This window comes from Enterobacter sp. MEB024, assembly GCF_030209635.1.
GTDB lineage: Bacteria > Pseudomonadota > Gammaproteobacteria > Enterobacterales > Enterobacteriaceae > Enterobacter > Enterobacter ludwigii.
This window is the reverse complement of record NZ_JARVRQ010000003.1, coordinates 507,369-531,641: the sequence shown is the minus strand read 5'-3', so window position 1 is coordinate 531,641 and position 24,273 is coordinate 507,369. Positions and strand designations below refer to the sequence as shown.

Here is a 24,273-nt window from a genome sequence, read left to right as displayed (position 1 = left end):
CTTCTTCACCTGAACCCCAGGACTGTTAAACAACGCCCTGATTTAACGGGAAAAGACGGCCAGAGGGAGGGAAAACAGTGCTACTAACCTCGTAGCTTTGCAACAAGTTACTAACAAGAGCGGGGATGGTAATATTTTGAAAGATAAGGCACATAAAAAAGCCCCGCTATATGCGAGGCTTTATATCTGAGAGTGAAGTACTACGTGCTTCAGTCAGCAGTGGTTCGATCAGATAGCAGTTACGTTAACTGCAGCTGGGCCTTTCTGGCCGTCCTGAATTTCGAACTCAACGTTCTGGCCTTCAGCCAGAGTTTTGAAGCCGTTACCCTGGATTGCAGAGAAGTGTACGAACACGTCTTTGCTGCCGTCAGCAGGAGTAATGAAACCAAAACCTTTAGACTCGTTGAACCACTTAACTTGACCTTTAATCTTTGCCATTTGCAAAATTCCTTAGAGTGTTTTCTTAGCCCGCAGGCATTACTGAGATAAAACTGAGACATTACTGCATGAGGCACTAATATAAGGTTCGGCAGAGAAGCGGTATTCAACGACAACGTGTTTACTCAGGACTTCTTTACTGAAAATGCCACACATAAACAGAACTGTACCTCGTTTGACCCAAAACGTGTTATCACACACTATGTTTAATATGGCAAGCCATTTTTAAACATGTCTCGATCCGCCGCACAAATTCGAACTGTGCCGGTATGCTTTTGCACAATTATGCGCATGACATATGGACAGCCCTGCTCACTTACACAGACTCGCCGTTGCTTTCACAACCGCTGTTATCTAAGACTTTTTTAACATAGCTCAATCATTCCAGTGCGTCCAGCAACCCGCTAAGAAAAACCCCTACATTGATTGAGTTAGAACAATTTGTGAAAACTTATGCTTAAATCATTGTAACGCCCCTGTATTGTTACAGTGGAAATACAATGTTAATCCTTCACGCTAAACTGTATTAAAAAGCACCAGCTAATAAAGAATGTTATGCACCAAAATAATGAAATTTTTATGACTCTGCATCAAAACAAGGCAAGCAAAACGTTTCGATAAAAATAAAACATTCTTTAGACCTTAGACATACAGAATATATGCAACAATCCAGCGCTTCGTTTATAAGGATAAATATTCACCAATTTTCAGTATCCTGAAGGAATTATTAACTGGTGCTAAATTATCGAGGACTGCAGTTAACTCTCGCACGGGGTCATCAAGCGATTCATCAGCCAGTTCAAACACGCCCCAGTGAATGGGAAACGCCAGTGGGCATCCCAACTGTTGCCACAACGCAACGGCAGATTGCGGATCCATATGATGTACGGCCATGAACCACCGTGGTGCATAAGCGCCAACGGGCAACGCCGCGGCGTCAATTTTACCCAGCCTTTCCGGTATTCGGAGCAGTTCAGGTGAATAGCCCGTGTCGCCGCTAAACCAGAAACGATAATGCCGCCCTTCAAACACCCAGCCACACCACAGGGAGCGATTGCGGTTCCAGAGCGTGCGCATACTCCAGTGCTGCGCCGGTACGGCGGACAGCGTTATCCCCTGCCAGGTGAAACTCTGCCACCAGTCGAGCTCAACAATGCGTCTTGCCCCCCGGCGGCGAAACCAGTCTGCCAGACCTAAGGGAACAAACAGAGTGACGTCGGGGAAGCGTTTAAGGATCCGGCGAATGGTCGCGTCATCCAGATGATCGTAATGATTATGGGAAATAACCACTGCATCGAGCTGCTGGAGCTGTTCGACAGACAGAGCGGGAGGCGTTTTACGTTGTGGTCCGAGGAAAGGTAAGGGAGAGGCGCGGCGAGAAAAAACGGGGTCGGTCAGCAGGGTGTTGCCATCAATGTGCAACAACAGGCTTGCGTGTCCGAGCCACCATACCCCATTTTCCTGCGGCTGCTTAAGCATTGCCGGCTGCCACCACTGGCGGATAAAGTCCTCATATCCGTTTGCCGGGGGGCGGGGTAAGCCAGCTTCTTTGCGCGCTTTTCGCCAGCGATCAACGTCACCGGGCTGATGCCCGACGGGGTCAGTATTACGAAAACCGTTCGGCGTGTGATGTTTCAGGGAGGGGTCATACCAGGGATTTTTCCAGACCACAGCCACCTCCCGGATAAGACAAATTAACGCTCAGCCACCAGGCGGATAAAGTCATCCTGGTCAGTGTTGTCTTCAGCAACTGCGTCTTTCGCCGACGCTTTCTCTTCTGGTTCGTTAGCCTCACACAGACGACGTAACAGCGCATTCTGACGTTTTTGTTGGTCAAGCAGCGCTTCCAGCAGTTCGATCTGCTCGTTTGTACGGGAACTGGCACGGTTTACGAAAAACCAAATGACAAGCCCCACCAGCAGAACAACCAACGAGATCATCAGGGATGCCATATTTAGCAGCCCTGAATTCAGTAACTCACCCATTTCACCACCTCAATAAAAACGTCTATCTTACCACTGGTGCGAAGGAAGGAAATCACCTTGAGAAAAAATGCGTGTTACCACGGAATAAACTTATTGATTGCGCAAACGCCGCTAAAAAACTGTACATCCTGATCGCACATCACATTGATAGTCTGCGTCCACAACACCACACAGGCTACCAGCACAATAATCAGAATCACCCAGCGTATTTTTTTCACTCCACACTCCGTCTAAAGGCCCGATATAACCAGGTTATCACGGCTATCTTAAACAAGGACTAACTGTACCGCCATCTGGTCGTTTTCAGAATCATGCACTTGTTTCATAGAGTAAACCGTTTAGGCTTACTGCATGACAACAAAGATAAAGAGGCAATGATGCATTTAATCATTCGTACAATTATTGCACTGGCCGTAGTATGGGTTGGCCTTCTGTTAACCGGCTATGGCGTGCTTGTGGGAAGCACCGAAAACGCCGCTGGATTAGGTATTCAATGCAAATACATGACCGCGCAGGGCATGAGCACGGCACAATATATTCATTCTGACAGCGGGATCATTGGTTTAACCAACTGTCCGGTTCTGCGTAAAACATCCGTCGTCATTGATAACGGCTAATCACTCCGATTGATACTGATAAAAAACGCCGCACTGTGTGCGGCGTTTTTTGTGCCCGTAAGGATCAGAACGGGTAGTCGTTATAGCCCATTTGTTCAGAAATCTTGCGTGCGGCTGTATGGAGAATCGCCACATACTCATGCAGACGTTCTTCAGAAAAGCGCAGGGTCGGGAAAGAGATACTCAACCCGGCAATGACAACGCCAAAGCGGTCAAATACCGGCACACCGATACAGCGCAGCCCTTCTTCCTGCTCTTCGTTATCTTCGCCATACCCCTGCTCCCGTACTTTGTCGAGCACGGCCAATAACTCGTCAGTGCTGGTAATGGTGCGTTCAGTACTGCGCTTATATTCCACGCCTTCGAGGATCTGCTTCACTTCTTCGCGATCGCGCCACGCCAGCAGCACTTTGCCAATCGCGGTACTGTAAAGCGGATTACGACGACCGATACGTGAATACATGCGCAGGTTGTACATGGAGTCGATTTTATGGATGTAGACAATGCTGTCTTCATCCAGTGCCCCCAGGTGGATAGTCTCTTTGGTCAGGCGAGAGATCTCACGCATCTGGATATCTGCGCTGCGGATCAAATCCACGTTTTGCAGCGCACGGGCCCCGAGCTCGAACAGTTTCAGCGTCAGAGAATACTTTTCAGACTCGCCTTCCTGTGCGACGTAACCCAGTGACTTCATGGTTTGCAAAAAGCGATAAACGGTGCTTTTCGACATCATCACACGCTGCGACAACTCTGTAATACCAATTTCACGCTCTTCTCCGAGCGCCTGTAAGATTCCAAACACCTTCAGCACGGAAGAAACAGAATCTGGCTGTTTATCCAAATCTGCAATTGCCATTTACCACCTCATAGAGAGTGTTTTATAAAAATCAGAACCGGTTTTTATTATAAATTCCCGTCATGTTACCTGCAATCGATCCTCGTTTACTTCGTTACAAATCTGCGACATAAAACTGAAATAACGATGCTAAAATAGTTACCCTGAGAATAATTTCACACTGAGCTTTTCATCCCTAATGGAAAAAAACCTGTCCGATGGCCTGCCTTTGCCCCAGCGGTATGGCGCTATCGCCACAATTGTTATCGGTATTTCAATGGCCGTCCTTGACGGTGCAATCGCTAACGTTGCCCTGCCAACCATTGCCAGCGACCTGCATGCCTCCCCTGCCAGTTCTATATGGATAGTCAATGCCTACCAGATAGCGATCGTGGTTTCACTGCTCTCGTTCTCTTTCCTGGGCGATATGTTCGGTTACCGACGGGTGTATCAATGCGGCCTGCTGGTGTTCACCTTTACTTCCCTTTTCTGTGCCCTTTCTGATTCGCTGCATACTCTGACGCTTGCGCGCATAGCACAGGGTTTTGGGGGCGCGGCACTGATGAGCGTCAACACGGCGTTGATCCGCTTAATCTATCCGCAGCGTCATCTGGGACGCGGTATGGGGATAAACTCGTTTATTGTCGCCGTCTCGTCTGCGGCCGGGCCAACCCTTGCGGCGGCCATACTCTCTGTCGCGTCCTGGCAGTGGTTATTCGCCATTAACGTACCGCTGGGTATTGTGGCCCTCTTCTTTGCTCTGCGCTATCTTCCCGCGAACGGTCCCAAAAGCACGATGCCACGCTTTGACCTTATCAGCGCAGTGATGAATGCCCTGACCTTTGGCCTGCTGATTACTGCCCTGAGCGGCTTTGCACAAGGTCAGTCCCTTATACTTACCGCCGCGGAGCTCATTGCGCTGCTGGTGATTGGCTTCTTCTTTGTACGCCGCCAGCTCGCGCTCCCTGTCCCTTTATTGCCTGTCGATCTGCTGCGTATTCCTCTTTTTTCTCTCTCGATTTGTACTTCTGTTTGCTCATTCTGCGCTCAGATGCTGGCCCTGGTCTCTCTGCCCTTCTTCCTGCAAAGTGTGGTGGGACGTACTGAAGTCGAGACCGGACTGCTGTTAACGCCGTGGCCACTGGCGACGATGGTAATGGCGCCGCTGGCAGGGTATTTGATTGAGCGCGTCCACGCCGGATTGCTTGGCGCGCTGGGGCTTGCCGTCATGGCCACGGGGCTGTTCGCACTCGCACTACTCCCCTCATCACCCACCGATCTGGATATCATCTGGCGCATGATCCTGTGCGGTGCAGGGTTCGGTCTGTTCCAGTCGCCTAACAACCACACCATCATCACCTCAGCGCCGCGCCATCGCAGCGGTGGTGCCAGCGGTATGTTGGGCACCGCACGTCTGCTGGGACAAAGCACCGGCGCGGCCCTGGTCGCGCTGATGTTTAATCTTGCCGGGCAAAATGGCAACCACGTTGCACTTTTCACCGCAGGCGCCCTTGCCACCCTCGCCGCCATCATCAGCGGGCTGCGCATTACCCAGCCCAGAGTACAGGCATAAAAAAAGCCGGGCGGATATCTCCAGCCCGGCTCATTGCTCTTCTTAGCGTTACTTCAGGTATTCACCACTGCGCAGCGCTTCAATACGTTTATCCAGCGGCGGGTGACTCATAAACAGCTCGCTCAGCGATTTTGATTTACCGTTAATGCAGAATGCCATAATGCTGGTCGCTTCCTGCGGTTCATAGCTGGTTTTCAGACGCTGCAGCGCGGCAATCATCTTCTCACGGCCAACCAGTTTCGCCGAGCCGGCATCCGCATGGAACTCACGGTGACGGGAGAACCACATGGTGATGATGCTGGCCAGAATACCGAATACCAGCTCCAGTACCGTCGCAACCGCGAAGTAGATCAGCGGGTTGCCGTTGCTCTCTTCCCCTTCATCGCGGTTCCCGCCCATAAAGCCTGCCGCGATCTGCGCCAGAATACGGGAGATGAAGATAACAAAGGTGTTCACTACGCCCTGGATCAGGGTCATGGTGACCATGTCGCCGTTCGCGATATGGCTGATTTCGTGAGCGATAACCGCTTCGGCTTCGTCACGGCTCATGTTCTGCAACAACCCGGTGCTGACGGCAACCAGAGACGCATCACGGCGGGCACCTGTGGCAAAGGCGTTAATATCTGGCGCGTGGTAAATGGCCACCTGCGGCATGGCGATACCCGCCTGCTGCGATTGCTGAGCCACAGTATTCATCAGCCACTGTTCCATATCGTTACGCGGTTGCTCAATGACTTCACCACCTACCGATTTCAGTGCCATCCATTTCGACATCAGAAGTGAAACGAATGAGCCACCAAAACCAAACAGCAGCGCCATAATCAACAGACCCTGAACGCTGCTCGACTGAATTCCTGTCAGGCTTAGCACGAGCCCGAAAACCACCATCACCGCAAGGTTGGTGAGCAGGAAGAGCGCGATTCGCATCATAATTTTCTTTTAACCTCAGTTTAACAAAGCGCACTATGCGATTACCCACATCGTATGGGTATTACGGCTATTTTCAAGCATCCATCGGGCGTAAGTCACCAGAAAGACACAACTTTACACAATTGGAAATTTGCCTGACGGGAGAATGCGGAACAAAAAGAAACAGGCACAATTTCTTGTGCCTGTTGGGGGATTATTTTGCCGGTGCGGGTTGCACGGCGGGTTTCGCCTTTTCCTGATTCGCCAGGTCAAGAGCGATATGCACCGTCTCGTCGAGGTAAGGATCCGGCTCCTGGTAATCTTTTGACAGATCGTCCAGTTTCTTAAGCAGAGGCTTACCTTCACGCTTGAAGCGATCGTTGATACGCGCCAGACGCGTTGCATCATCTTCGTTGTTCTCTTTCTCACGCTGAGCGTAGTTGAGAGAAACAATATTCCGCTTATCTTTCAGGGCATTGAAACGAGCAATGTCCTTCATGATGTACTGGAATTCCGGATCTTTGGCGATGCGATCGTTGTGCGCTTTCAGCAGTTCAGGACCAAACTGCGTCATATCACCCGCTTTCACGTAAGTCGCGGCGTTAATGCTATCCCACGGCAATGCGTTATCTTCAAACTTCTCGCCGGTTTCAGTCTCTTCCGTGCCTGTCGGCATCATGATATCCGGCGTCACGCCTTTACGCTGCGTACTGCCACCGTTCACACGATAGAATTTCTGAATGGTGTACTGAACCGAACCCAGTGCAGGCCATTCCGGACGCAGCATCTGATCGTAGATACGATTCAGAGAACGATACTGCTGTACGGTACCTTTACCAAATGTCGGCTCACCGACAATCAGCGCACGGCCATAGTCCTGCATAGCGGCGGCAAAGATTTCAGACGCGGAAGCACTGAAGCGATCGACTAAGACCACCAGCGGGCCTTTGTAATAGACCACACCATCGTTGTCGGCATCTTCACGTACTTTACCGTTGTTATCGCGCACCTGAACCACCGGACCAGACGGGATAAACAGCCCAGACAGTGAAACCGCTTCGGTCAGCGCCCCACCACCGTTGCTGCGCAGGTCGATAATGACGCTGCTCACGTTCTGCTTTTCAAGCTTCTGCAGCTGGACTTTTACATCATCAGTCAGCCCGACGTAGAAGCCCGGGATATCCAGAACACCCACCTTCTCTTTACCCACGGTCTTCACCGACATTTTCACCGCGCGGTCTTCCAGGCGGATACGCTCACGCGTCAGGGTAACGATACGGGTTTTGGTGCCTTTACCGGCTGGCAGAATTTCAAGGCGAACTTTGCTGCCTTTCGGGCCTTTGATCAGCGCAACCACATCATCCAGACGCCAGCCGATCACATCGACCATGTTCTGTCCGGTTTGACCCACACCAACAATGCGATCGCCTACGCTTATCGCTTTGCTTTTCGACGCCGGGCCACCGGCGACCATTGAGTTGATCACGGTGTAATCATCGTCCATCTGCAGCACCGCACCGATACCTTCCAGAGACAGGCTCATTTCGGTATTAAACTGTTCGGTATTGCGAGGCGAGAGATAATTGGTATGCGGATCGATTTCGTGAGCGAAAGCGGTCATCGCCAGTGAGAAAACATCTTCACTATTGGTCTGAGCCAGACGACGAATAGCGAATTTGTAACGACGCGTCAGCGTGTCACGGATCTCTTTTTCATCTTTGCCGGTCAGCTTAAGGCTCAGCTCGTCGTATTTTACTTTTCCATCCCACAGCGCATTCAGCTCGGCTTCGTCTTTCGGCCAGGGCGCTTTGCTGCGGTCCAGATTAAAGGTGTCGTTGCCGGTGAAGTCCATCGGACGTTCCAGCACTTTCAGCGCATACTGATAGCGTTCAAAGCGGCGCTTTTGCGACAGGTTATAGAGATCGTAGAACAGATCCAGCTTGCCTGAACGCAACTCGTCACCCACCCCGGATTTACGCTTAGCGAACTGCTCGACATCGCTGGCGAGCAATACGTTATGGCTGTAATCCAGCAAGTTCAGATAGCGGTCAAAGATTTTGGCCGAAAAGGCCTGATCGAGATCGAACTGACGATAGTGCGAACGGGTGAAGCGTGAGGTCACACGCTCGCTCACCGTCGCGTGCTGCGTCTCTTCCTTGAGGACCGGAATTTGATCAACACGCGTGATATCGTCCACTGCGAAAGCATGGCCTGTTATAGCAAACAGGCCCGCCAACGCGGTGAGCTTAAAAAAAGTGTTCATGCCAGGCTTGGCCTCCGTTTCAGAACAACAAGTGTTCTGCGCGTACAATCATTGACATACCAGAAGTCAGCTGTACACGAACGCCATCTTTGGTGATTTCCAGTACGGTGGCGTCCATTGCGTTGTTACCCGCTTTCACCTTCAGTGCCTGACCCACGCTCAGGGCGTTAATGTCAGAAACCGGCGTATGGCGCGGCTCTTCACGAGGGGCGCGCGGGGCTTTAGCTGCTGGTTTGTCAGCACGCGGTTTGCGATCGTTATTATCGTTACGACGCGGCGCTGGGCGTGGTTTACGCTCACGACGAGGCGCTTCTTCCTGGCCGTTTGCCGCTGCGGCTTCGCGTTTTTTCGCTTGCTGTTCTGCACGTTGTGCCTGAACGCGTGCTTTGGCTTCTTCCAGCTGTTTACGTGCGTGCTCAACGTGCTGCTCGTCCAGCTCACCACAAGGGTTGCCGTCAAGATCAACACGCGTCGCGCCCGCTTTGATACCGTACAGGTAACGCCAGCTCGAAGTATAAAGACGTAAGGCGGAACGAAGCTGAGTTTTGCTGAGGTTCATTTCCCCCTCAACGCGTGCCACCAGATCCTGAAAAATACCGACTTTCAGGGGACGAGCTTCACCTTCAGCACTGAAGCACTGTGGGAAACGCTCGGCCAGAAATGCGATAACTTCTTTACTGCTATTCAACTTAGGTTGATTTTCCATGAAATTTCCTGATTACAACGGACGTTGCCAACAAGCGCAGGCATGAACAGGCGTCATTATAATGACGCTATCAGTAAATGCTACGTTATCCGTTGATTATCCTGCTACGCTCGCAAAGAATTTTTGATAATCGGTTGCGGCGAGAACGTTTTCGAGGTTCGCCACCAGCTCGCGCAGCCCTTGTTCGTCCTCGGTTGTGAAGCGACTGAAGACCGTGCTGTCGATATCCAGAACGCCAATAATCTGATTTTTTACCACCAGAGGCAGAACGATTTCAGAATTACTGGCTGCGTCACAGGCAATGTGTCCGTCAAACGCATGGACGTCTTCGACGCGCTGTACCTGATTAGTCGCGACCGCTGTACCACAAACGCCGCGTCCTACGGGAATACGCACGCAGGCAATTTTCCCCTGGAACGGGCCAAGCACCAGCGTTTCACCTTCCAGAAGGTAAAAACCGGCCCAGTTAACGTCTGATAGCCGTTCAAACAGCAATGCGCTAGTATTTGCCAGAGTGGCTAAGAAGCTGGTCTCACCCGCCATCAATGCCTTAAAATCGCGGTTAAGATCCGCGTAGAATTCTGTTTTGTTCATTATTCAATCACTTAGTTGTCTTACAAAATTACCGCATAGCCTATTAAAATAAGCATTAAATGCGCTCATGCTCAAGATGAATCCGTTCATGAGTTAATATAACGTTCAACAATACTTATTTGTGCGCAGCTGATGGCCTTAAAAACAACCAAAATTACGCCGACAAAAAAGATAACTGTCCATACGGTAAGCGAAGCTTTGCCTCGTGCACATTATCAGCGTTGCCCGCAGTGCGATACGCTTTTTATGTTGCCGAAGATGAAATCGCATGAAAGTGCTTTTTGCCCCCGCTGCGACGCTAAAATTCGCGACGGCCGCGACTGGTCGCTGACCCGTCTCGCCGCGATGGCCATCACCATGCTGCTTCTTATGCCGTTTGCCTGGGGCGAACCGCTGCTGAAGCTGTACCTGCTTGGTGTGCGTATTGATGCCAACGTACTGCAGGGGATCTGGCAGATGACGCGCCAGGGTGACCCGCTCACCGCCGCCATGGTGCTTTTCTGTACGGTCGGCGCGCCGCTGGTGCTGGTCGCCGCCATTGCCTATCTTTGGTTTGGTAACATTCTGGGGATGAATCTCCGCCCCGTGTTGCTGATGCTGGACAAACTGAAAGAGTGGGTCATGCTGGATATCTACCTGGTGGGCGTCGGCGTGGCGTCCATAAAAGTGCAGGACTATGCGTTCTTGCAGCCCGGGGTCGGACTCTTTGCATTTATTTGCCTGGTCTTGCTCAGCATCCTCACACTCATTCATCTGAACGTCGAACAGCTCTGGGAGCGCTTTTACCCTCAGCGCCCGGCCACGCGACCGGATGAAAGTCTCCGGGTCTGTCTGGGGTGTCACTATACTGGCTTGCCCGACCCACGTGGCCGTTGCCCGCGGTGTCATATTCCCCTGAGACTGCGGCGCAACAACAGTCTGCAAAAATGCTGGGCCGCGCTGATTGCCTCGCTGGTCTTTTTGATCCCGGCCAATATGCTGCCGATTTCCATCATTTACGTGAATGGTGGACGCCAGGAGGATACCATCCTCTCCGGGATCATCTCCCTCGCCCACAGCAACGTGGGGGTGGCGGCAATTGTGTTTATCGCCAGTATTCTGGTGCCGTTTACCAAAGTGGTGGTGATGTTTACCCTGCTCCTGAGTATTCACTTCAAATGTGAGCAAGGTTTACGTACCCGAATTCTGCTTTTGCGATTCGTCACCTGGATTGGCCGCTGGTCGATGTTGGATCTGTTCGTGATTTCGTTGATGATGTCGCTGATCAATCGCGACCAGTTATTGGCTTTTACAATGGGACCCGCAGCTTTTTATTTCGGCTCCGCGGTGATATTGACTATTCTTGCTGTGGAATGGCTGGATAGCCGCTTACTTTGGGATGCACATGAGTCAGGAAACGCCCGCTTCGCCGACTGAAGCGAGAATTAAAACAAAACGCCGCATTTCTCCATTCTGGTTGCTGCCTGTCATCGCCCTGATGATTGCAGGCTGGCTTATCTGGACGAGCTATGAAGATCGCGGAAGCACCATCACCATTGACTTCCAGTCTGCCGACGGCATTGTGGCCGGGCGAACCCCTGTCCGCTTCCAGGGGGTTGAGGTGGGTACCGTTCAGGACATCAGCCTTGGAAAAGGGCTGAATAAAATTCAGGTCCGCGCCAGCATTAAGTCCGATATGCAGGATGCGCTGCGCAGCGAAACGCAGTTCTGGCTGGTAACGCCTAAGGCCTCTCTGGCGGGTGTTTCAGGGCTGGATGCACTGGTTGGCGGTAACTACATCGGCATGATGCCGGGTAAAGGTGAACCGCAGGATCACTTTGTTGCGCTGGATACCCAACCCAAATACCGACTGAATAACGGCGATCTGATGATCCATCTGCAGGCACCGGATTTGGGTTCCCTCAACAGTGGCTCACTGGTTTATTACCGTAAAATTCCGGTAGGTCGCGTTTATGATTACGCCATCAACCCGAATAAACAGGGCGTGACGATTGATGTGTTAATCGATCGCCGCTTCACTAACCTGGTGAAAAAAGGCAGCCGTTTCTGGAACGTCTCCGGCGTGGATGCCGATCTCAGCCTGAGCGGTGCCAAAGTGAAGCTCGAGAGCCTGGCCGCACTGGTCAACGGTGCCGTTGCCTTCGACTCTCCGGAAAACTCCAGCCCGGCCACGGCAGATGACACCTTCGGATTGTATGCTGACCTGGCGCACAGCCAGCGCGGCGTGATCGTCAAACTCGCCCTGCCCGATGCTAAAGGGCTGAAAGCGGGTTCTACACCGCTTATGTATCAGGGATTGCAGGTTGGGCAGCTCACCAAAATGACGCTCAATCCAGGCGGTTCCGTGACCGGTGAGATGACCGTCGACCCGAGCGTGGTTGATCTCCTGCGTGAAAAAACGCGTATCGAGATGCGCAGCCCAAAACTGTCTCTGAACGATACCAGCCTGAGCAATCTTCTGACCGGCAATACGTTTGAACTGATCCCCGGTGAAGGTCAACCCAGCAACAGTTTCGTTGTTGCGCCAGCAGATAAAGCGCTGCTGCAAAAACCGGGCGTCGTAACGGTGAAACTGACCGCGCCTGAAAGTTACGGTATCGAAGCCGGCCAGCCTCTGATTCTGCATGGCGTCCAGGTGGGCCAGGTGCTGGAGCGTACGCTCTCTGAAAACGGCGTGAGCTTCTCGGTGGCTATCGATCCGCAATACAGCGACCTTGTCCATGGCGACAGTAAATTTGTGGTGAACAGCCGCGTCGACGTGAAGGTTGGCCTCGACGGCGTTGAGTTCCTCGGTGCCAGCGCCAGCGAATGGGTTAACGGCGGGATCCGCATTTTACCGGGCAATAAAGGCCCGGTGCGCGACAGTTATCCGCTGTATGCCAACCTGGACAAAGCGATTGAAAACAGCATGAGCGATCTCCCAACCACGACACTGACGCTAAGCGCCGAGACGCTTCCTGATGTCCAGGCTGGCTCCGTCGTGCTGTACCGTAAGTTTGAGGTCGGGGAAGTGATTGCCGTACGCCCTCATGCGGACGCGTTTGATATCGAACTGCATATCAAACCGGAGTATCGCAAGTTGCTGACCCCGAATAGCGTGTTCTGGGCCGAAGGTGGTGCGAAAGTGCAGCTTAACGGTAACGGGCTGACCGTGCAGGCCTCCCCGCTTTCACGTGCGCTGCGCGGAGCGATCAGCTTCGATAACCTCAGCGGTGCGGGTGCAAACCTGCGTAAAGGCGATAAGCGTATTCTCTTCCCGTCTGAAACCGCTGCCCGTGCCGTTGGCGGACAGATTACCCTGCATGCTTTTGATGCAGGGAAGCTGGCGGAAGGGATGCCTATCCGTTATCTGGGTATTGATATCGGGCAGATCCAGAAGCTGACGCTTATCACCGCGCGTAACGAGGTGCAGGCCACCGCCGTGCTCTACCCGGAATATGTTCAAACCTTCGCCCGCTCAGGCTCCCGCTTCTCGGTGGTGACGCCACAGATTTCGGCCGCTGGCGTTGAGCACCTCGACACCATCCTGCAGCCTTATATCAACGTCGAACCCGGTAAAGGGAATGCTCGCCGTGACTTTGAACTGCAGGAAGCCACGATCACTGACTCTCGCTATCTGGATGGCCTGAGCATTGTGGTGGAAGTGCCGGAAGCAGGCTCGCTGAACATCGGCACACCGGTGCTGTTCCGCGGGATTGAGGTGGGCACAGTGACGGGCCTGACGCTCGGTACGCTCTCTGACCGCGTGATGGTGGCATTACGCATCAGCGATCGTTACCAGCACCTTGTGCGTAATAACTCGGTGTTCTGGCTGGCCTCCGGCTATTCACTGGACTTCGGTCTGACGGGCGGGGTGGTTAAAACCGGCACCTTCAACCAGTTCATTCGTGGCGGTATTGCTTTCGCTACACCACCGGGGACGCCGCTGGCGCCGAAAGCGCAACCGGGCAAACACTTCCTGCTGCTCGAAAGCGAGCCGAAAGAGTGGCGTGAATGGGGCACTGCCCTGCCGCGTTAATCTCAGGGCTCCGGTGTCAACGCACCGGAGCCTTTATGTTACACTGCGCCCCTGAACTTTTCCCTGTGGTGTGCACGTGGCTCAAAACTCCGTATTTCTTCCTGAACAATTCCTGGCGCAGATGCGCGAGGCGCTTCCTTCTCACCTCTCGTTAGACGATTTTATCGCCGCCTGTCAGCGGCCGTTGCGCCGGAGTATCCGTGTCAACACGCTGAAAATAAGCGTCGCCGATTTTCTGACGCTGGTCTCGCCGTATAACTGGCAACTGACGCCAGTACCGTGGTGTGCAGAGGGTTTTTGGATTGAACGGGATGACGAAGCGTCGTTGCCATTGGGCAGTACCGCAGAACATCTGAGTGGTCTGTTTTATATCCAGGAAGCCAGCTCGATGCTGCCGGTTGCCGCCCTGTTTGCGGATGATAATGCGCCAGAACGCGTCATGGATGTCGCTGCCGCGCCGGGCTCCAAAACCACGCAGATTGCCGCCAGGATGGGGAATCGCGGGGCCATTCTCGCCAACGAGTTTTCAGCCAGTCGCGTTAAAGTTCTGCACGCTAACATCAGCCGCTGCGGGATCCATAACGTTGCCCTGACGCACTTCGATGGCCGCGTATTTGGCGCAGCCCTGCCAGAAGCGTTTGATGCCATCCTGCTGGACGCGCCCTGCTCCGGCGAAGGGGTGGTGCGTAAAGATCCTGATGCGTTAAAAAACTGGTCTGTGGAGAGTAACCTTGAGATTGCCGCCACCCAGCGCGAACTGATCGTCAGCGCCTTCCATGCCCTGCGTCCCGGTGGCACATTGGTTTATTCGACCTGCACCTTAAACCGTGACGAGAACGAGGACGTCTGTCTGTGGCTCAAGGCGCAATACCCTGATGCCGTCGAGTTCCTGCCGTTAAACGGCTTGTTCGCTTCAGCCAATGAAGCCGTCACGCCTGAAGGATTTCTGCACGTTTTCCCCCAGATTTATGACTGCGAAGGTTTTTTTGTCGCACGGTTGCGTAAAACGCAGACGGTTGAGCCACTGCCAGCCCCGACGTTTAAGGTCGGCAATTTCCCCTTCGCCCCCATGAAAAGGCGTGAGGCGGAGCAAGTCACTACCGCCGCCGCTAAGGTCGGGCTGGCCTGGGATGACACATGCCATCTTTGGATTCGCGATAAAGAGATTTGGCTTTTCCCGGCAAATATTGAGCCGCTTATCGGCAAGGTACGTTTTTCCCGCATCGGGCTCCGCCTGGCGGAAGTGCACAATAAAGGCTATCGCTGGCAGCATGAGGCTGTTATCGCCCTCGCCGGCAGCGAGAATACGTTCGCCCTGACGCACCAGGAAGCCGAAGAGTGGTACCGGGGCCGTGATGTATATCCGGACAACACGCCATCGCATGATGAAGTGGTGGTGACCTATCAGGGTTATCCGTTAGGGCTGGCGAAAAAGGTGGGTTCGCGACTGAAAAACAGCTATCCGCGAGAGCTGGTTCGTGATGGGCGATTGTTTACCGGTAACGATCGCACCGGCTGAAAAAAGCGCATTTTTTTACTGGCGATTTTGCTCTCCTTGTCTACGATCAAAAATGGATGCCCATACTGGTCATACCAGATTTTGATAACACACCCGGAGAGCAATATGACGAAAACCAGCGTGCGTATTGGCGCTTTCGAAATCGACGACGCAGAATTGCGCGGCGAAGCACAGGGCGAACGAACGTTAAGTATTCCCTGCAAATCCGACCCGGATTTGTGCATGCAACTGGATGCCTGGGATGCCGATACCAGCGTACCGGCAATACTTGATGGCGAACACTCAGTTCTTTACCGTGAGCATTACGATAGTCAATCCGATGCCTGGGTCATGCGTCTTGCCTGACCTAAAGAGAACCCGCCCGAAGGCGGGTTATTTATTACTGAAGCTGCGCCAGCGTAAAGTAACCATCGAAAACGGCGCCCGTATCAATGTAGTGCAGGTTATTAAAATCATACCGCCGGTCAAGTGGCGTATGTCCGAACCAGAAATGGTCCGCACCGCCGATCCCCTGCCCTTTCCCGACCATAAACCCCATCAACCGGTCGCGATCCCATAGTACGTGCCGGGCGCTTACGGGTTTTTGCCAGCGGTATTCCGCAGCGGGATAGTCAGCGTGAGCAATCACATTCACACCGTTTGCACAGGTTATCTCGATAATGTGCGGCAGTTCCCGACACGCATTAAGTAACGTCAGCGCCTGCTGCTGCTGTGTGTGCTCAAGGCGGGTAAACCAAATTCCGCCATTCATTGTCCAGAGTGCGAAATCATTATTATCAAGGCTGTCGATAGCCATTTGTTCATGGTTGCCCCGTACTGCACGAAACCATTTTTCATTCATGAGCTGTAAACATTTAATACTGTCAGGGCCACGGTCAATTACATCCCCTACGGAAATAAGCAAATCCTCATAAGGATTAAAATGCCGGCGTTTCAGTTCATCCATGAGCCATTGATAACAACCATGTATGTCGCTGACAACCCAGACGTGCCGCCACTTCCCACCATCGATTCGCTGATACATAAAACCTCCTTGCTTAAGTATAGACGCAGCAGAAATTGCAGCTGACACGCGCAGCATTCACAAAGCCAAACGAACGGTAAACCAAATGGAAATAAAGATCCGCGCGCTATTAATCCCTTTTTGCTGACTCTTTAGAATAAGGCATGAATTAAACGAGAGGTCTTAACGTGTCTAATATGCACCTGCACAACGATGTGTTCTATCCGCATCGCACAAATATCATTTCCGAGCTGGTGAAAGGAAAACGCGTTCCGGGTCCAATCTGGCAGAAGCGCGAGTATCGTCTGAAGTTCCTGCTGCGCTCGCTCCTGTTCTGGTCTTCCACCCATCGCGTGCTGGAAACGCTCTCAGGACGTGATGATTTTGACCGTCTGCTGGCCTCTCAAATTACCTTACCGAGTAAAACCCATAGGCAGTATCTGATGCGTGGCCTGACGGCCGGCGATCGGGCTGACGCTATCATCAGCCATTATCACTGGGTCGATAGCCTGAAAAATATCACCCTCGCCAACGCGCTGACCAGCCCGCAAGAGCAGACAATAGTGCAATTTCAGGCAAAAAACGACGCGACGTATACCGTGAGTGCCTCCTCTGCCGGCAAAGCCGAGCGGGAAGGTGAAAGCACGCTGTGGCTGCGCGACAGCGAGAATACCGTGCTCGCAAGCCTGACATTTAGCGTCGCACGCAGCAACGGGCAGCGAGTGCTGGTGATTGGTGGGCTTCAGGGGCCACGTCGCAACGTCTCGCATGACGCCATTAAACTGGCGACCCGCGCCTGCCATGGCCTGTTTCCAAAACGCGTGCTGATGGAAGTGGTTTTCCAACTGGCCGCACATTCATCCGTCCGGGCAATTTTTGCTGTTGGTGATGAGGGACACGTTTTCCGCGCACTGCGTTACCGCCTGAGCAAAGGCCGTCATTTCCACGCCAGCTATGACGAATTCTGGGCGAGTCTGGACGGTAAAAAAATCTCCTCTTTCTGCTGGCAACTGCCGTTACAGATGGAGCGTAAATCACTGGAAGATATCGCCAGTAAAAAACGGGCGGAATATCGCCGTCGCTTTGAACTGCTTGACTGCATTGAGGCTGAGGTGAAATCACGCTTTTAAGTGCGCTGAGAGCTTTCTTCAACTCTGCACAAAAATTTAACAAAACCGGCAAAAAGGGCTGGACTTACGCCTGCCGTTTTGTGATATGGTTGAAGGCGGATCACTGAACGTGTCCCTTCTGAGAGAGCCGGCGAAAGAAATAAATCGTTTGCTTTCAATCAGATAAAAAGAGACCGAATACGATTCCTGTATTCGGTCCAGGGAAATGGCTCTTGGGAGAGAGCCGTGCGCTAAAAGTTGGCATTAATGCAGGCTAAGTCGCCTTGCCTTTTAAGAATAGATGACGACGCCAGGTTTTCCAGTCCTCAGTTAAAGCGGCCGGAAAAAAAGCGTATGAGCATCATTAAAAGTGAAAAACCGCAGTGCTTTCGCAAGTATCTGCGGTTTTTTATTGGAAACCCGAAGATTAACAAAGCGTGTCTGCACGTTCGATAAACGGTGCCAGACTCATCTTCTGCCCTGGATGCGCGGGATCATCAATCTGAATAACGCTGATTGGCTGTCCACTGCTTTTGCCGCTGGCGACCTGCTGCTCTGCGACATCATTTAAAGGGTATTGCACCAGCGTGCTTGGGTTAATCGCATACAAGGCGTGCCCCGGACGGCAGGTCAGCATCACCTCTTCACGATTAAACGCCCATTTGTCCTTACCCACTTCAAAACGGCTGACGGTAATGACCTGTGGTGCGGCCAGGGCACTCCCCGTGCAGGCCAGCAAGATGAGAGAAAGTAGTGTCTTTTTCATAGGATAGTTAACCTTGTCAGAAGGGTTCCCAGGTCGCGAACAGACTGACTGTAGCCAGCACCAGCGCACCCAGCACCACTTCTGCTTGTGTCATTCTGATAAATATTTGTTGTTCTCGCCCGCTTTGCGCACGAAACCGTGGCACCAGAAAATACCGATTTGCCAGCGCAATTACCACCATCAAAGCCACCAGCGCACATTTGAACAACAAAAATTGCACGTAACGGGCCTGCCAGGGAATATCGATACCCAGAATAAACAACGCATTGAAAACGCCGGTAAGCACCACGCCTGCTACGGCGTAATGTCCCACGCGTGAGAAGCGCATCATGGTGTAGATTGCGGCAGGCTGCCACTGCCCTTTCGCCAGACGCATGCAAAACAGCAGCGGCAGTAATCCGCCAAGCCAGGTTGCAGCACATAACACATGAAGAGCATGATTAAGACGCTGTAATGCGCCCACCGCGCCTTCGTTCATTGTCGCATGCCCTACTCCCGCCAGCAGGATGAACTGTCCCATGGCGAGCAGTAACAGCCGTGAGCCTTTATGCGGTGCCAGCCATGCTGTACCGGCAGTAAGGACCGCGAGAATAATTTGCCACAGCCAGACGCTTCCAAACTGCGTCCCCAGCACGCTACGCCAGATGTCTGGGTTGACGACATCGCCCCAGCCATTCCCCATTAACCCGCCCTGAAGCGTAAACATCAGGAGCGCTGTCACCAGGCTGATTAACGCCGCCATTCTCTGCTGCGACTGAAAACGCCGGGACATGAGCCGTTGCAGAGAGGAAGGAGCAAACCAGACGCTATACAGCGCATTGCCAAAAATAAGCATTAACGCGCCGAAATGGAGAAAGCGCAGCCCTACGTAGCACATCGCCAGCATGCTATTTCACGCTAAAGTGATAACTGCCTTTTGTCTTGTGGCCGTCTACCGACACCACATGCCAGTCAACCTGGTAGGTTCCGGGCGTCAACTCGCCATCCAGCGGCACATTCAGCTGCGTCTTGTCTTTCTCATCACGTTTAACGGCACCGGTCCTGATGGTCTGCTTTTGTGCATCCGTCACCACCACACCGCTAAAACCGGGCTCAATACCTTCTGAAAATGTCAGCGTCAGCGTCCGCGGTGCCGTCACGAGGCTATCTGCTGCCGGAGTCTGTTGTTTAAGGTGAGCGTGCGCCAGCACGGAGGGTGACATCACGCAAGAGGCCAAAAAGACCAGTGCGCCTGCCGCGCGGGAAGAGGATAAACCCATCGCAATCATTCCTTTTTGTTATGCCTGTATGGCAAAGAATAACTCTGTATAATAAGCGAGTCGAGGATCATCCCACCTCTGCTTGTCATCGTCGAGCAATCGCGGTAACGTTGCCGCCGTCTAAAAAGGAGAAGGTAATGAAGATCAATCTGGCCGCCCTTCCTCAGGACGAGATGGATAAAGTGAATGTCGATCTCGCTGCCGCTGGCGTCGCATTTAAAGAGCGTTACAACATGCCCATCGTGGCTGAAGTGGTCGAACGTGAGCAACCTGCTCATCTGCGCGACTGGTTTCGCGAACGCTTAATTGCGCATCGTCTCGCCTCAGTTAACCTCTCTCGTTTACCGTACGAACCTAAAGTTAAATAAGCTTAACGAGTCGTTACACTTCCTTACGCGGAATATGGCAGGATAAGAAAACCCTGATTAAATTAGGTGTATTCTTAAATCACTGCGACTCTGTGTAAAGGAAGTCACGATGTCACAATGGAATATTGCTGCGGCCCAGTATGCCGGGCTGCACCACAATGTAGATGAACATGTCGCGCACCATCTCCGTTTCATTGCCGAAGCGGCACGCCAGCAGTGCGATTTGCTGGTATTCCCGGAGCTCTCATTAACTGGCCCAGGGACAACGACGCTCCCTGCCCCTCCCGATGATAAACAGCTGGCCCCGTTGCTAAACGCCGCGAAATTATACCGGATCACTATTATTGCCGGGCTTCCGCTCGACGTGAATGGCCGTCGTCAGAAAGGCCTTGCCCTGTTTACCCCTTCTCGCCATAGCATCCTGCGCTACCCTCAGGGTCGTGGTGCAAGCCTGATCCCGGGTGATAAACAGCTGACGATCATCGATGCACATGCTGATTCGCCAAATCTCGACCCACAGGCGACGCTGTTTACCAGCTGCCAGTCAGTGGGAGATAGCCGCTGGCGGCAATCCATCAGTACCCTGCAGCGATTCGCACACAAATATGCCATTGCGGTGTTAATGGCGAACGCGCGCGGCGGCAGCGCGTTATGGGATGAAAAAGGTCAGCTGATCGTCCGCGCGGACAAAGGTGAACTGCTATTGACCGGATCTCTTGGCAGACAGGGTTGGCAAGGCGATATCATTCCTTTAGGCTAGGCGTTTTAGGCTCAGGAGAGTTCAATGCTGCGCGTCATCGATACCGAAACCTGCGATCTTCAGGGCGGAATAGTGGAAGTGGCTTCTGTCGACGTGATTGATGGAAAAATAGTCAACCCAATGAGCCATCTGGTACGTCCCGACCGCCCGATCAGCCCGCAGGCAATGGCTATTCATCGCATTACAGAATCGATGGTGGCGGACAAACCGTGGATAGAAGAGGTGATACCCCATTATTACGGTAGCCCGTGGTACGTCGCGCACAACGCCAGTTTTGACCGCCGGGTGCTCCCCGACATGCCCGGAGAATGGATTTGCACGATGAAACTGGCGCGTCGTCTCTGGCCTGGGATTAAGTACAGCAATATGGCGTTGTACAAATCCCGTAAGCTGAGCGTCAGAACGCCGGAGGGTCTGCACCATCACCGCGCCCTGTATGACTGCTACATCACCGCCGCGTTACTCATTGATATTATGAATAACTCCGGCTGGACCCCTGATGATATGGTGACCATTACCGGGCGTCCGGCGTTGCTGACTACCTTCACCTTTGGCAAATACCGCGGTCGGGCGGTTTCCGATATTGCGGATAAAGATCCGGGCTATCTGCGCTGGCTCTATAACAACCTCGATAAGATGAGCCCGGAACTGCGTTTAACACTTAAGCACTATCTTGGCGAAGCTTAACGCTCCGCACGGCCTGGCAGCGTCTCCTGCGCCAGGCCAATCAAAAACGCATACTCCAGAGCCACGCCTTCGTAAGATTTAAATCGTCCCGATTTCCCGCCGTGACCGGAGTCCATATCCGTGCACAGCAGCAGCAGGTTGTCGTCGGTTTTCAGTTCCCGCAGTTTCGCCACCCATTTTGCAGGCTCCCAGTATTGCACCTGTGAATCGTGCAATCCGGTGGTCACCAACATGTGCGGATACGCTTTCGCTTCTACATTGTCGTACGGGCTGTACTCTTTCATGTAGCGATAGTAGATCTCATCCTGCGGGTTGCCCCACTCTTCAAACTCTCCGGTCGTCAGCGGGATGGATTCATCCAGCATGGTCGTTACCACATCGACAAACGGCACCTGCGCAATAATCCCTTTAAAGCGTTCGGGACGCTGATTGATGACGGCCCCCATCAATAATCCTCCCGCGCTGCCGCCCATACCAAAGCAAAGCCCAGGATCGCCATAGCCCTGCTCAATCAACGCATCGCAGACGTCGAGATAATCATTGAAAGTATTTTTCTTTTTCAGGAATTTCCCGTCTTCATACCAGTGCTGTCCCAACTCCCCGCCGCCGCGAACATGCGCAATGGCGAACACAAAACCGCGATCCAGCAGACTTAACCGGCTGCTGCTGAAATCAGCGTCCATGCTTGAGCCGTAGGAGCCGTAGCCGTAAACCAGAATCGGATTCTTACCTTTCTGGAAATGCGCCCGATGATAAACAAGCGAGACCGGCACCTCGACGCCATCACGGGCGGTAACCCACAGGTGTTCGCTTCGGTAGTTGTCGGAATCGAACCCTTTCACTTCGGACTGTTTAAGCACCTGACGTTGCCCGGTGTCCATATCCAGCTCAAAGAGCGTATCGGGCGTGGTCATAGACGAGTAGCCGTAGCGCAGACGCGACGATTCCGGCTCAGGATTAAACCCTATCCACGTAACATAGGCCGGGTCGTCAAACGCAATCCCGATCACTTCCCGCGTTTTGCGGTTAATTTGCCGCAGGCTGGTCAGCCCCCGCTGGCGCTCCTCAACCACCAGCCAGTCGGTGAACAGCGTAAACCCTTCGAGCATCACCTGCTCCCGGGCGGGGATTAACACTTCCCACTTACGTTCATCGCGTACTTTGGTTTTGTAGAGGCCAAAGTTTTTACCCTCCCGATTAGAGCGCAAGTAAAAGCTGTGCTGGAAGTGATCGAGGCTGTATTCATGATCTTTACGCCGCGGCAGGAAGCACAGCGGCTGCGCATCAGGTAGCTCGGCGTCCAGAAGCAGAACTTCAGAGGTTGTGGCGCTGGCCAGGAAGATGATCACATAGTGGCGGGACGAGGTTTTGTGCAGGCTGACATAAAACGTTTCGTCTTTCTCTTCGTAAACCAGTTCGTCGTCAGCAGAATCCGTCCCAACGGTGTGGCGCCACACCTGATAAGGCAACAACGTGGAGGCATGCTTTTTAACGTAGTAGACCGTTTCGGAATCATTCGCCCAGACAAAGTCCGGCGAAACGTTATCCAGCATTTCCGGATACCAGTTACCGGTTTCCAGGTTGCGAAAACGCAAACCGTACTGACGACGGGAGAGGTAATCCTCCGCCAGCGCCATAATGGTGTTATCGGGAGAGATGGACATGCCGCCGAGGGTATAAAACTCGCTGTGAGCAGCGCGCTGGTTGGCATCCAGCAGGATGTCCCACTCATCCCATTCGGCGCATAACACCGACTGTCGCTGGTAGATGGGATACTCGTTGCCAGGTTCGTAGATATGGCGATATCGATAGCCATTTTTGGTCCAGGGCGCAGAAATATCGTGCTGGGGGATTCGCTGCACCATTTCATTTAACAGCTGGTCCTGCAACGCCTGCTGGCTGGACATGACCTTGCGGCCATAGTCGTTTTCCTCGTGCAGGTAGTCGAGCACTTCTGGCCGGGAACGGGAGTCGTCCCGCAGCCAGTAATAATTGTCTATACGCGTATCGCCATGCGTGGTGATCGCATAAGGAGTACGTCGGGCTTTCGGTGGCATGTCATCATTCTTTTGAGTTTTACACCCTATAAGGTTGGCAAAACCCACGCATGATGCAAGCGAAACATGGCTGCGACGGTGGCAGTTAGCCCTGTAACGCCCGTTTTTGCTCCTGAATATCCTTCTCGATCCCGTCCCGGACATCTTGTGGGATCTTCAGGGCATCACCCAGCGCATTGAGATAGCTGCGCTCCATAAAGTGATCGATATCGATGGCGGCACAGCTCAGAAAATAGAGCTCAAGCGCCTCTTCCTCATTTTTCACGCTTTGCGCCAGACGCTGCGGTTCGAGTGGCTGTTCGATGGCCTGCGCCACCAGCGCTCTGCCCTTTTCTTCGACACCGGCTTCGCGCAGTTGCTGCTCAATCGCCGATCGTTCCTGGTCATCAATGTGCCCGTCGCTTTTCGCCGCGAACACCAGCGCCAGGATGAGCCGTTCGGTACGCAGATCCAGCGGCGAGGTCTGCTCACCAAAGTGGGGTTCGTCGCTGTGCGCGGTCCGCACTCTGTCCTTGTATTTGTTCCACAGTACGGTACCCGCAATAGCGCCGCCGCCCGCCAGCAGCGCGCCGGTACCATACTTTGCCAGTAACTTACGCGAGGATTTATTGGCAACCAGCAGTCCAGCCAGCCCGCCAAGCGCCCCCGGTACCAGGAGTTTGCTCAGCCCCTGCTCGCCGGATGACGACGTTTTCTGTCCCAACATGGATTGCAATTGATTTAGCCAGCCTGACATGGTTTCCCTCACTTAACGGTAAATATGTCTCCCAGCGTAAGCGAGCAGGCGTCAGGAAATGTCTGCCACGG

Annotated in this window: 26 protein-coding genes; 10 read left to right on the top strand and 16 right to left on the bottom strand. The window is 53.0% G+C overall.

All coding sequences use genetic code 11. The features are described 5' to 3' along the window. Nucleotides 1-228 precede the first annotated feature (228 nt). From cspE to mgrB, 5 genes are all read right to left on the bottom strand, one after another. Nucleotides 229-438 carry a transcription antiterminator/RNA stability regulator CspE gene (gene cspE / locus QRN24_RS08730; protein ID WP_001062678.1) on the bottom strand — a complete coding sequence of 70 codons (210 nt, stop codon included), beginning with the start codon at nucleotides 436-438 and terminating at the stop codon, nucleotides 229-231. A 39-nt stretch (nucleotides 439-477) separates the two neighbouring features. Then, nucleotides 478-594 carry a DUF2627 domain-containing protein gene (locus QRN24_RS08725; RefSeq protein ID WP_032611517.1) on the bottom strand — a complete coding sequence of 39 codons (117 nt, stop codon included), beginning with the start codon at nucleotides 592-594 and terminating at the stop codon, nucleotides 478-480. Nucleotides 595-1,119: 525 nt separating this feature from the next. Further along, nucleotides 1,120-2,109, bottom strand: coding sequence for an MBL fold metallo-hydrolase (locus QRN24_RS08720; protein WP_284942617.1), 990 nt, complete (start codon nucleotides 2,107-2,109; stop codon nucleotides 1,120-1,122). A gap of 23 nt (nucleotides 2,110-2,132) precedes the next feature. Then, nucleotides 2,133-2,423: a YebO family protein gene (locus tag QRN24_RS08715; RefSeq protein WP_049023015.1), complete on the bottom strand. Its 291-nt coding sequence runs from the start codon at nucleotides 2,421-2,423 to the stop codon at nucleotides 2,133-2,135. Between the two features lie 74 nt (nucleotides 2,424-2,497). Next, complete coding sequence (mgrB, locus tag QRN24_RS08710; protein WP_014170606.1) at nucleotides 2,498-2,641, bottom strand: PhoP/PhoQ regulatory lipoprotein MgrB; 144 nt, start codon at nucleotides 2,639-2,641, stop codon at nucleotides 2,498-2,500. Nucleotides 2,642-2,800: 159 nt separating this feature from the next. Here mgrB and QRN24_RS08705 point away from each other — a divergent pair, with 159 nt between their 5' ends. Further along, nucleotides 2,801-3,040, top strand: coding sequence for a YobH family protein (locus tag QRN24_RS08705; RefSeq protein WP_020883418.1), 240 nt, complete (start codon nucleotides 2,801-2,803; stop codon nucleotides 3,038-3,040). A gap of 64 nt (nucleotides 3,041-3,104) precedes the next feature. Here QRN24_RS08705 and kdgR read toward each other — a convergent pair whose 3' ends face one another. Further along, the gene (kdgR, locus tag QRN24_RS08700) at nucleotides 3,105-3,896 is read right to left on the bottom strand and encodes a DNA-binding transcriptional regulator KdgR (RefSeq protein ID WP_014170608.1); all 792 of its coding nucleotides are present in this window, start codon (nucleotides 3,894-3,896) and stop codon (nucleotides 3,105-3,107) included. Between the two features lie 178 nt (nucleotides 3,897-4,074). Between kdgR and QRN24_RS08695 the strand changes: the two genes are divergently transcribed. Then, nucleotides 4,075-5,448, top strand: a complete 1,374-nt coding sequence (locus tag QRN24_RS08695) for an MFS transporter (protein WP_063858486.1) — start codon at nucleotides 4,075-4,077, stop codon at nucleotides 5,446-5,448. Nucleotides 5,449-5,496: 48 nt separating this feature from the next. Here the strand turns inward: QRN24_RS08695 and htpX are convergent, their stop codons facing one another. The 4 genes from htpX to msrC all read right to left on the bottom strand — a co-directional run bounded on the left by htpX (nucleotide 5,497) and on the right by msrC (nucleotide 9,920). Beyond that, entirely contained in the window at nucleotides 5,497-6,378 is an 882-nt protein-coding gene (gene htpX, locus QRN24_RS08690) for a protease HtpX (RefSeq protein WP_014170610.1), read from the bottom strand. A gap of 193 nt (nucleotides 6,379-6,571) precedes the next feature. After that, nucleotides 6,572-8,620, bottom strand: coding sequence for a carboxy terminal-processing peptidase (prc, locus tag QRN24_RS08685; RefSeq protein ID WP_284942616.1), 2,049 nt, complete (start codon nucleotides 8,618-8,620; stop codon nucleotides 6,572-6,574). Between the two features lie 19 nt (nucleotides 8,621-8,639). Then, entirely contained in the window at nucleotides 8,640-9,326 is a 687-nt protein-coding gene (proQ, locus tag QRN24_RS08680) for an RNA chaperone ProQ (RefSeq protein WP_014170612.1), read from the bottom strand. Between the two features lie 96 nt (nucleotides 9,327-9,422). Next, nucleotides 9,423-9,920, bottom strand: a complete 498-nt coding sequence (gene msrC / locus QRN24_RS08675) for a free L-methionine (R)-S-oxide reductase MsrC (protein WP_014170613.1) — start codon at nucleotides 9,918-9,920, stop codon at nucleotides 9,423-9,425. Nucleotides 9,921-10,052: 132 nt separating this feature from the next. Here msrC and yebS point away from each other — a divergent pair, with 132 nt between their 5' ends. The 4 genes from yebS (at nucleotide 10,053) to QRN24_RS08655 (ending at nucleotide 15,802) form a co-directional block, all read left to right on the top strand. After that, nucleotides 10,053-11,336, top strand: coding sequence for a membrane integrity lipid transport subunit YebS (gene yebS, locus QRN24_RS08670; protein WP_020883415.1), 1,284 nt, complete (start codon nucleotides 10,053-10,055; stop codon nucleotides 11,334-11,336). Then, nucleotides 11,305-13,938 (top strand): PqiB family protein, encoded by a 2,634-nt coding sequence (locus QRN24_RS08665; RefSeq protein WP_020883414.1) that lies wholly within the window; start codon nucleotides 11,305-11,307, stop codon nucleotides 13,936-13,938. Before yebS ends, QRN24_RS08665 begins: the two co-directional genes overlap by 32 nt. Nucleotides 13,939-14,014: 76 nt before the next feature. Then, on the top strand, nucleotides 14,015-15,457 hold the full coding sequence (gene rsmF / locus QRN24_RS08660) for a 16S rRNA (cytosine(1407)-C(5))-methyltransferase RsmF (RefSeq protein ID WP_032678423.1): 1,443 nt from the start codon (nucleotides 14,015-14,017) through the stop codon (nucleotides 15,455-15,457). Nucleotides 15,458-15,562: 105 nt separating this feature from the next. Beyond that, complete coding sequence (locus QRN24_RS08655) at nucleotides 15,563-15,802, top strand: YebV family protein (protein ID WP_020883412.1); 240 nt, start codon at nucleotides 15,563-15,565, stop codon at nucleotides 15,800-15,802. Nucleotides 15,803-15,836: 34 nt separating this feature from the next. On the opposite strand, the gene pphA is transcribed toward QRN24_RS08655, so the two are convergent. Further along, nucleotides 15,837-16,481 carry a protein-serine/threonine phosphatase gene (pphA, locus tag QRN24_RS08650; RefSeq protein WP_050736985.1) on the bottom strand — a complete coding sequence of 215 codons (645 nt, stop codon included), beginning with the start codon at nucleotides 16,479-16,481 and terminating at the stop codon, nucleotides 15,837-15,839. Between the two features lie 167 nt (nucleotides 16,482-16,648). On the opposite strand from pphA, the gene QRN24_RS08645 reads away from it, so the two are divergent. Beyond that, nucleotides 16,649-17,590 carry a VirK/YbjX family protein gene (locus QRN24_RS08645; RefSeq protein ID WP_020883410.1) on the top strand — a complete coding sequence of 314 codons (942 nt, stop codon included), beginning with the start codon at nucleotides 16,649-16,651 and terminating at the stop codon, nucleotides 17,588-17,590. Between the two features lie 406 nt (nucleotides 17,591-17,996). Here the strand turns inward: QRN24_RS08645 and QRN24_RS08640 are convergent, their stop codons facing one another. Genes QRN24_RS08640 through yobA form a run of 3 tightly spaced genes read right to left on the bottom strand, consistent with a single transcriptional unit; the run spans nucleotide 17,997 to nucleotide 19,594 of the window. Continuing rightward, nucleotides 17,997-18,335, bottom strand: a complete 339-nt coding sequence (locus QRN24_RS08640) for a YebY family protein (protein WP_014170622.1) — start codon at nucleotides 18,333-18,335, stop codon at nucleotides 17,997-17,999. A gap of 16 nt (nucleotides 18,336-18,351) precedes the next feature. Beyond that, complete coding sequence (copD, locus tag QRN24_RS08635) at nucleotides 18,352-19,221, bottom strand: copper homeostasis membrane protein CopD (protein ID WP_059306267.1); 870 nt, start codon at nucleotides 19,219-19,221, stop codon at nucleotides 18,352-18,354. 1 nt (nucleotide 19,222) lies between these two features. Next, on the bottom strand, nucleotides 19,223-19,594 hold the full coding sequence (yobA, locus tag QRN24_RS08630) for a CopC domain-containing protein YobA (RefSeq protein WP_063215247.1): 372 nt from the start codon (nucleotides 19,592-19,594) through the stop codon (nucleotides 19,223-19,225). 137 nt (nucleotides 19,595-19,731) lie between these two features. On the opposite strand from yobA, the gene QRN24_RS08625 reads away from it, so the two are divergent. The 3 genes from QRN24_RS08625 (at nucleotide 19,732) to exoX (ending at nucleotide 21,409) form a co-directional block, all read left to right on the top strand. Continuing rightward, nucleotides 19,732-19,962 (top strand): DNA polymerase III subunit theta, encoded by a 231-nt coding sequence (locus QRN24_RS08625; RefSeq protein WP_013096102.1) that lies wholly within the window; start codon nucleotides 19,732-19,734, stop codon nucleotides 19,960-19,962. Between the two features lie 109 nt (nucleotides 19,963-20,071). Next, complete coding sequence (locus QRN24_RS08620) at nucleotides 20,072-20,722, top strand: carbon-nitrogen hydrolase family protein (protein WP_148576286.1); 651 nt, start codon at nucleotides 20,072-20,074, stop codon at nucleotides 20,720-20,722. Between the two features lie 24 nt (nucleotides 20,723-20,746). After that, nucleotides 20,747-21,409 carry an exodeoxyribonuclease X gene (exoX, locus tag QRN24_RS08615; protein ID WP_148576285.1) on the top strand — a complete coding sequence of 221 codons (663 nt, stop codon included), beginning with the start codon at nucleotides 20,747-20,749 and terminating at the stop codon, nucleotides 21,407-21,409. Here exoX and ptrB read toward each other — a convergent pair. Together ptrB and QRN24_RS08605 are read right to left on the bottom strand one after the other, a co-directional pair. Further along, nucleotides 21,406-23,466: an oligopeptidase B gene (gene ptrB, locus QRN24_RS08610; RefSeq protein WP_262104574.1), complete on the bottom strand. Its 2,061-nt coding sequence runs from the start codon at nucleotides 23,464-23,466 to the stop codon at nucleotides 21,406-21,408. The genes exoX and ptrB overlap by 4 nt on opposite strands. 85 nt (nucleotides 23,467-23,551) lie before the next feature. Next, entirely contained in the window at nucleotides 23,552-24,202 is a 651-nt protein-coding gene (locus QRN24_RS08605; protein WP_014170628.1) for a tellurite resistance TerB family protein, read from the bottom strand. Nucleotides 24,203-24,273: the final 71 nt, after the last annotated feature.

Excerpts from the sequence above, each read along its gene's own strand:
- QRN24_RS08605 (WP_014170628.1), bottom strand. The coding sequence starts at position 24,202 with ATGTCAGGCTGGCTAAATCAATTGCAATCCATGTTGGGACAGAAAACG.
- copD (WP_059306267.1), bottom strand. The coding sequence starts at position 19,221 with ATGCTGGCGATGTGCTACGTAGGGCTGCGCTTTCTCCATTTCGGCGCG.
- yebS (WP_020883415.1), top strand. The coding sequence starts at position 10,053 with ATGGCCTTAAAAACAACCAAAATTACGCCGACAAAAAAGATAACTGTC.
- QRN24_RS08725 (WP_032611517.1), bottom strand. The coding sequence starts at position 594 with ATGTGTGGCATTTTCAGTAAAGAAGTCCTGAGTAAACACGTTGTCGTT.
- QRN24_RS08620 (WP_148576286.1), top strand. The coding sequence starts at position 20,072 with ATGTCACAATGGAATATTGCTGCGGCCCAGTATGCCGGGCTGCACCAC.
- cspE (WP_001062678.1), bottom strand. The coding sequence starts at position 438 with ATGGCAAAGATTAAAGGTCAAGTTAAGTGGTTCAACGAGTCTAAAGGT.
- msrC (WP_014170613.1), bottom strand. The coding sequence starts at position 9,920 with ATGAACAAAACAGAATTCTACGCGGATCTTAACCGCGATTTTAAGGCA.
- QRN24_RS08705 (WP_020883418.1), top strand. The coding sequence starts at position 2,801 with ATGCATTTAATCATTCGTACAATTATTGCACTGGCCGTAGTATGGGTT.
- htpX (WP_014170610.1), bottom strand. The coding sequence starts at position 6,378 with ATGATGCGAATCGCGCTCTTCCTGCTCACCAACCTTGCGGTGATGGTG.
- QRN24_RS08695 (WP_063858486.1), top strand. The coding sequence starts at position 4,075 with ATGGAAAAAAACCTGTCCGATGGCCTGCCTTTGCCCCAGCGGTATGGC.
- yobA (WP_063215247.1), bottom strand. The coding sequence starts at position 19,594 with ATGGGTTTATCCTCTTCCCGCGCGGCAGGCGCACTGGTCTTTTTGGCC.
- QRN24_RS08715 (WP_049023015.1), bottom strand. The coding sequence starts at position 2,423 with ATGGGTGAGTTACTGAATTCAGGGCTGCTAAATATGGCATCCCTGATG.
- ptrB (WP_262104574.1), bottom strand. The coding sequence starts at position 23,466 with ATGCCACCGAAAGCCCGACGTACTCCTTATGCGATCACCACGCATGGC.
- kdgR (WP_014170608.1), bottom strand. The coding sequence starts at position 3,896 with ATGGCAATTGCAGATTTGGATAAACAGCCAGATTCTGTTTCTTCCGTG.
- prc (WP_284942616.1), bottom strand. The coding sequence starts at position 8,620 with ATGAACACTTTTTTTAAGCTCACCGCGTTGGCGGGCCTGTTTGCTATA.
- QRN24_RS08625 (WP_013096102.1), top strand. The coding sequence starts at position 19,732 with ATGAAGATCAATCTGGCCGCCCTTCCTCAGGACGAGATGGATAAAGTG.
- QRN24_RS08640 (WP_014170622.1), bottom strand. The coding sequence starts at position 18,335 with ATGAAAAAGACACTACTTTCTCTCATCTTGCTGGCCTGCACGGGGAGT.
- QRN24_RS08655 (WP_020883412.1), top strand. The coding sequence starts at position 15,563 with ATGACGAAAACCAGCGTGCGTATTGGCGCTTTCGAAATCGACGACGCA.
- pphA (WP_050736985.1), bottom strand. The coding sequence starts at position 16,481 with ATGTATCAGCGAATCGATGGTGGGAAGTGGCGGCACGTCTGGGTTGTC.
- QRN24_RS08665 (WP_020883414.1), top strand. The coding sequence starts at position 11,305 with ATGAGTCAGGAAACGCCCGCTTCGCCGACTGAAGCGAGAATTAAAACA.
- proQ (WP_014170612.1), bottom strand. The coding sequence starts at position 9,326 with ATGGAAAATCAACCTAAGTTGAATAGCAGTAAAGAAGTTATCGCATTT.
- exoX (WP_148576285.1), top strand. The coding sequence starts at position 20,747 with ATGCTGCGCGTCATCGATACCGAAACCTGCGATCTTCAGGGCGGAATA.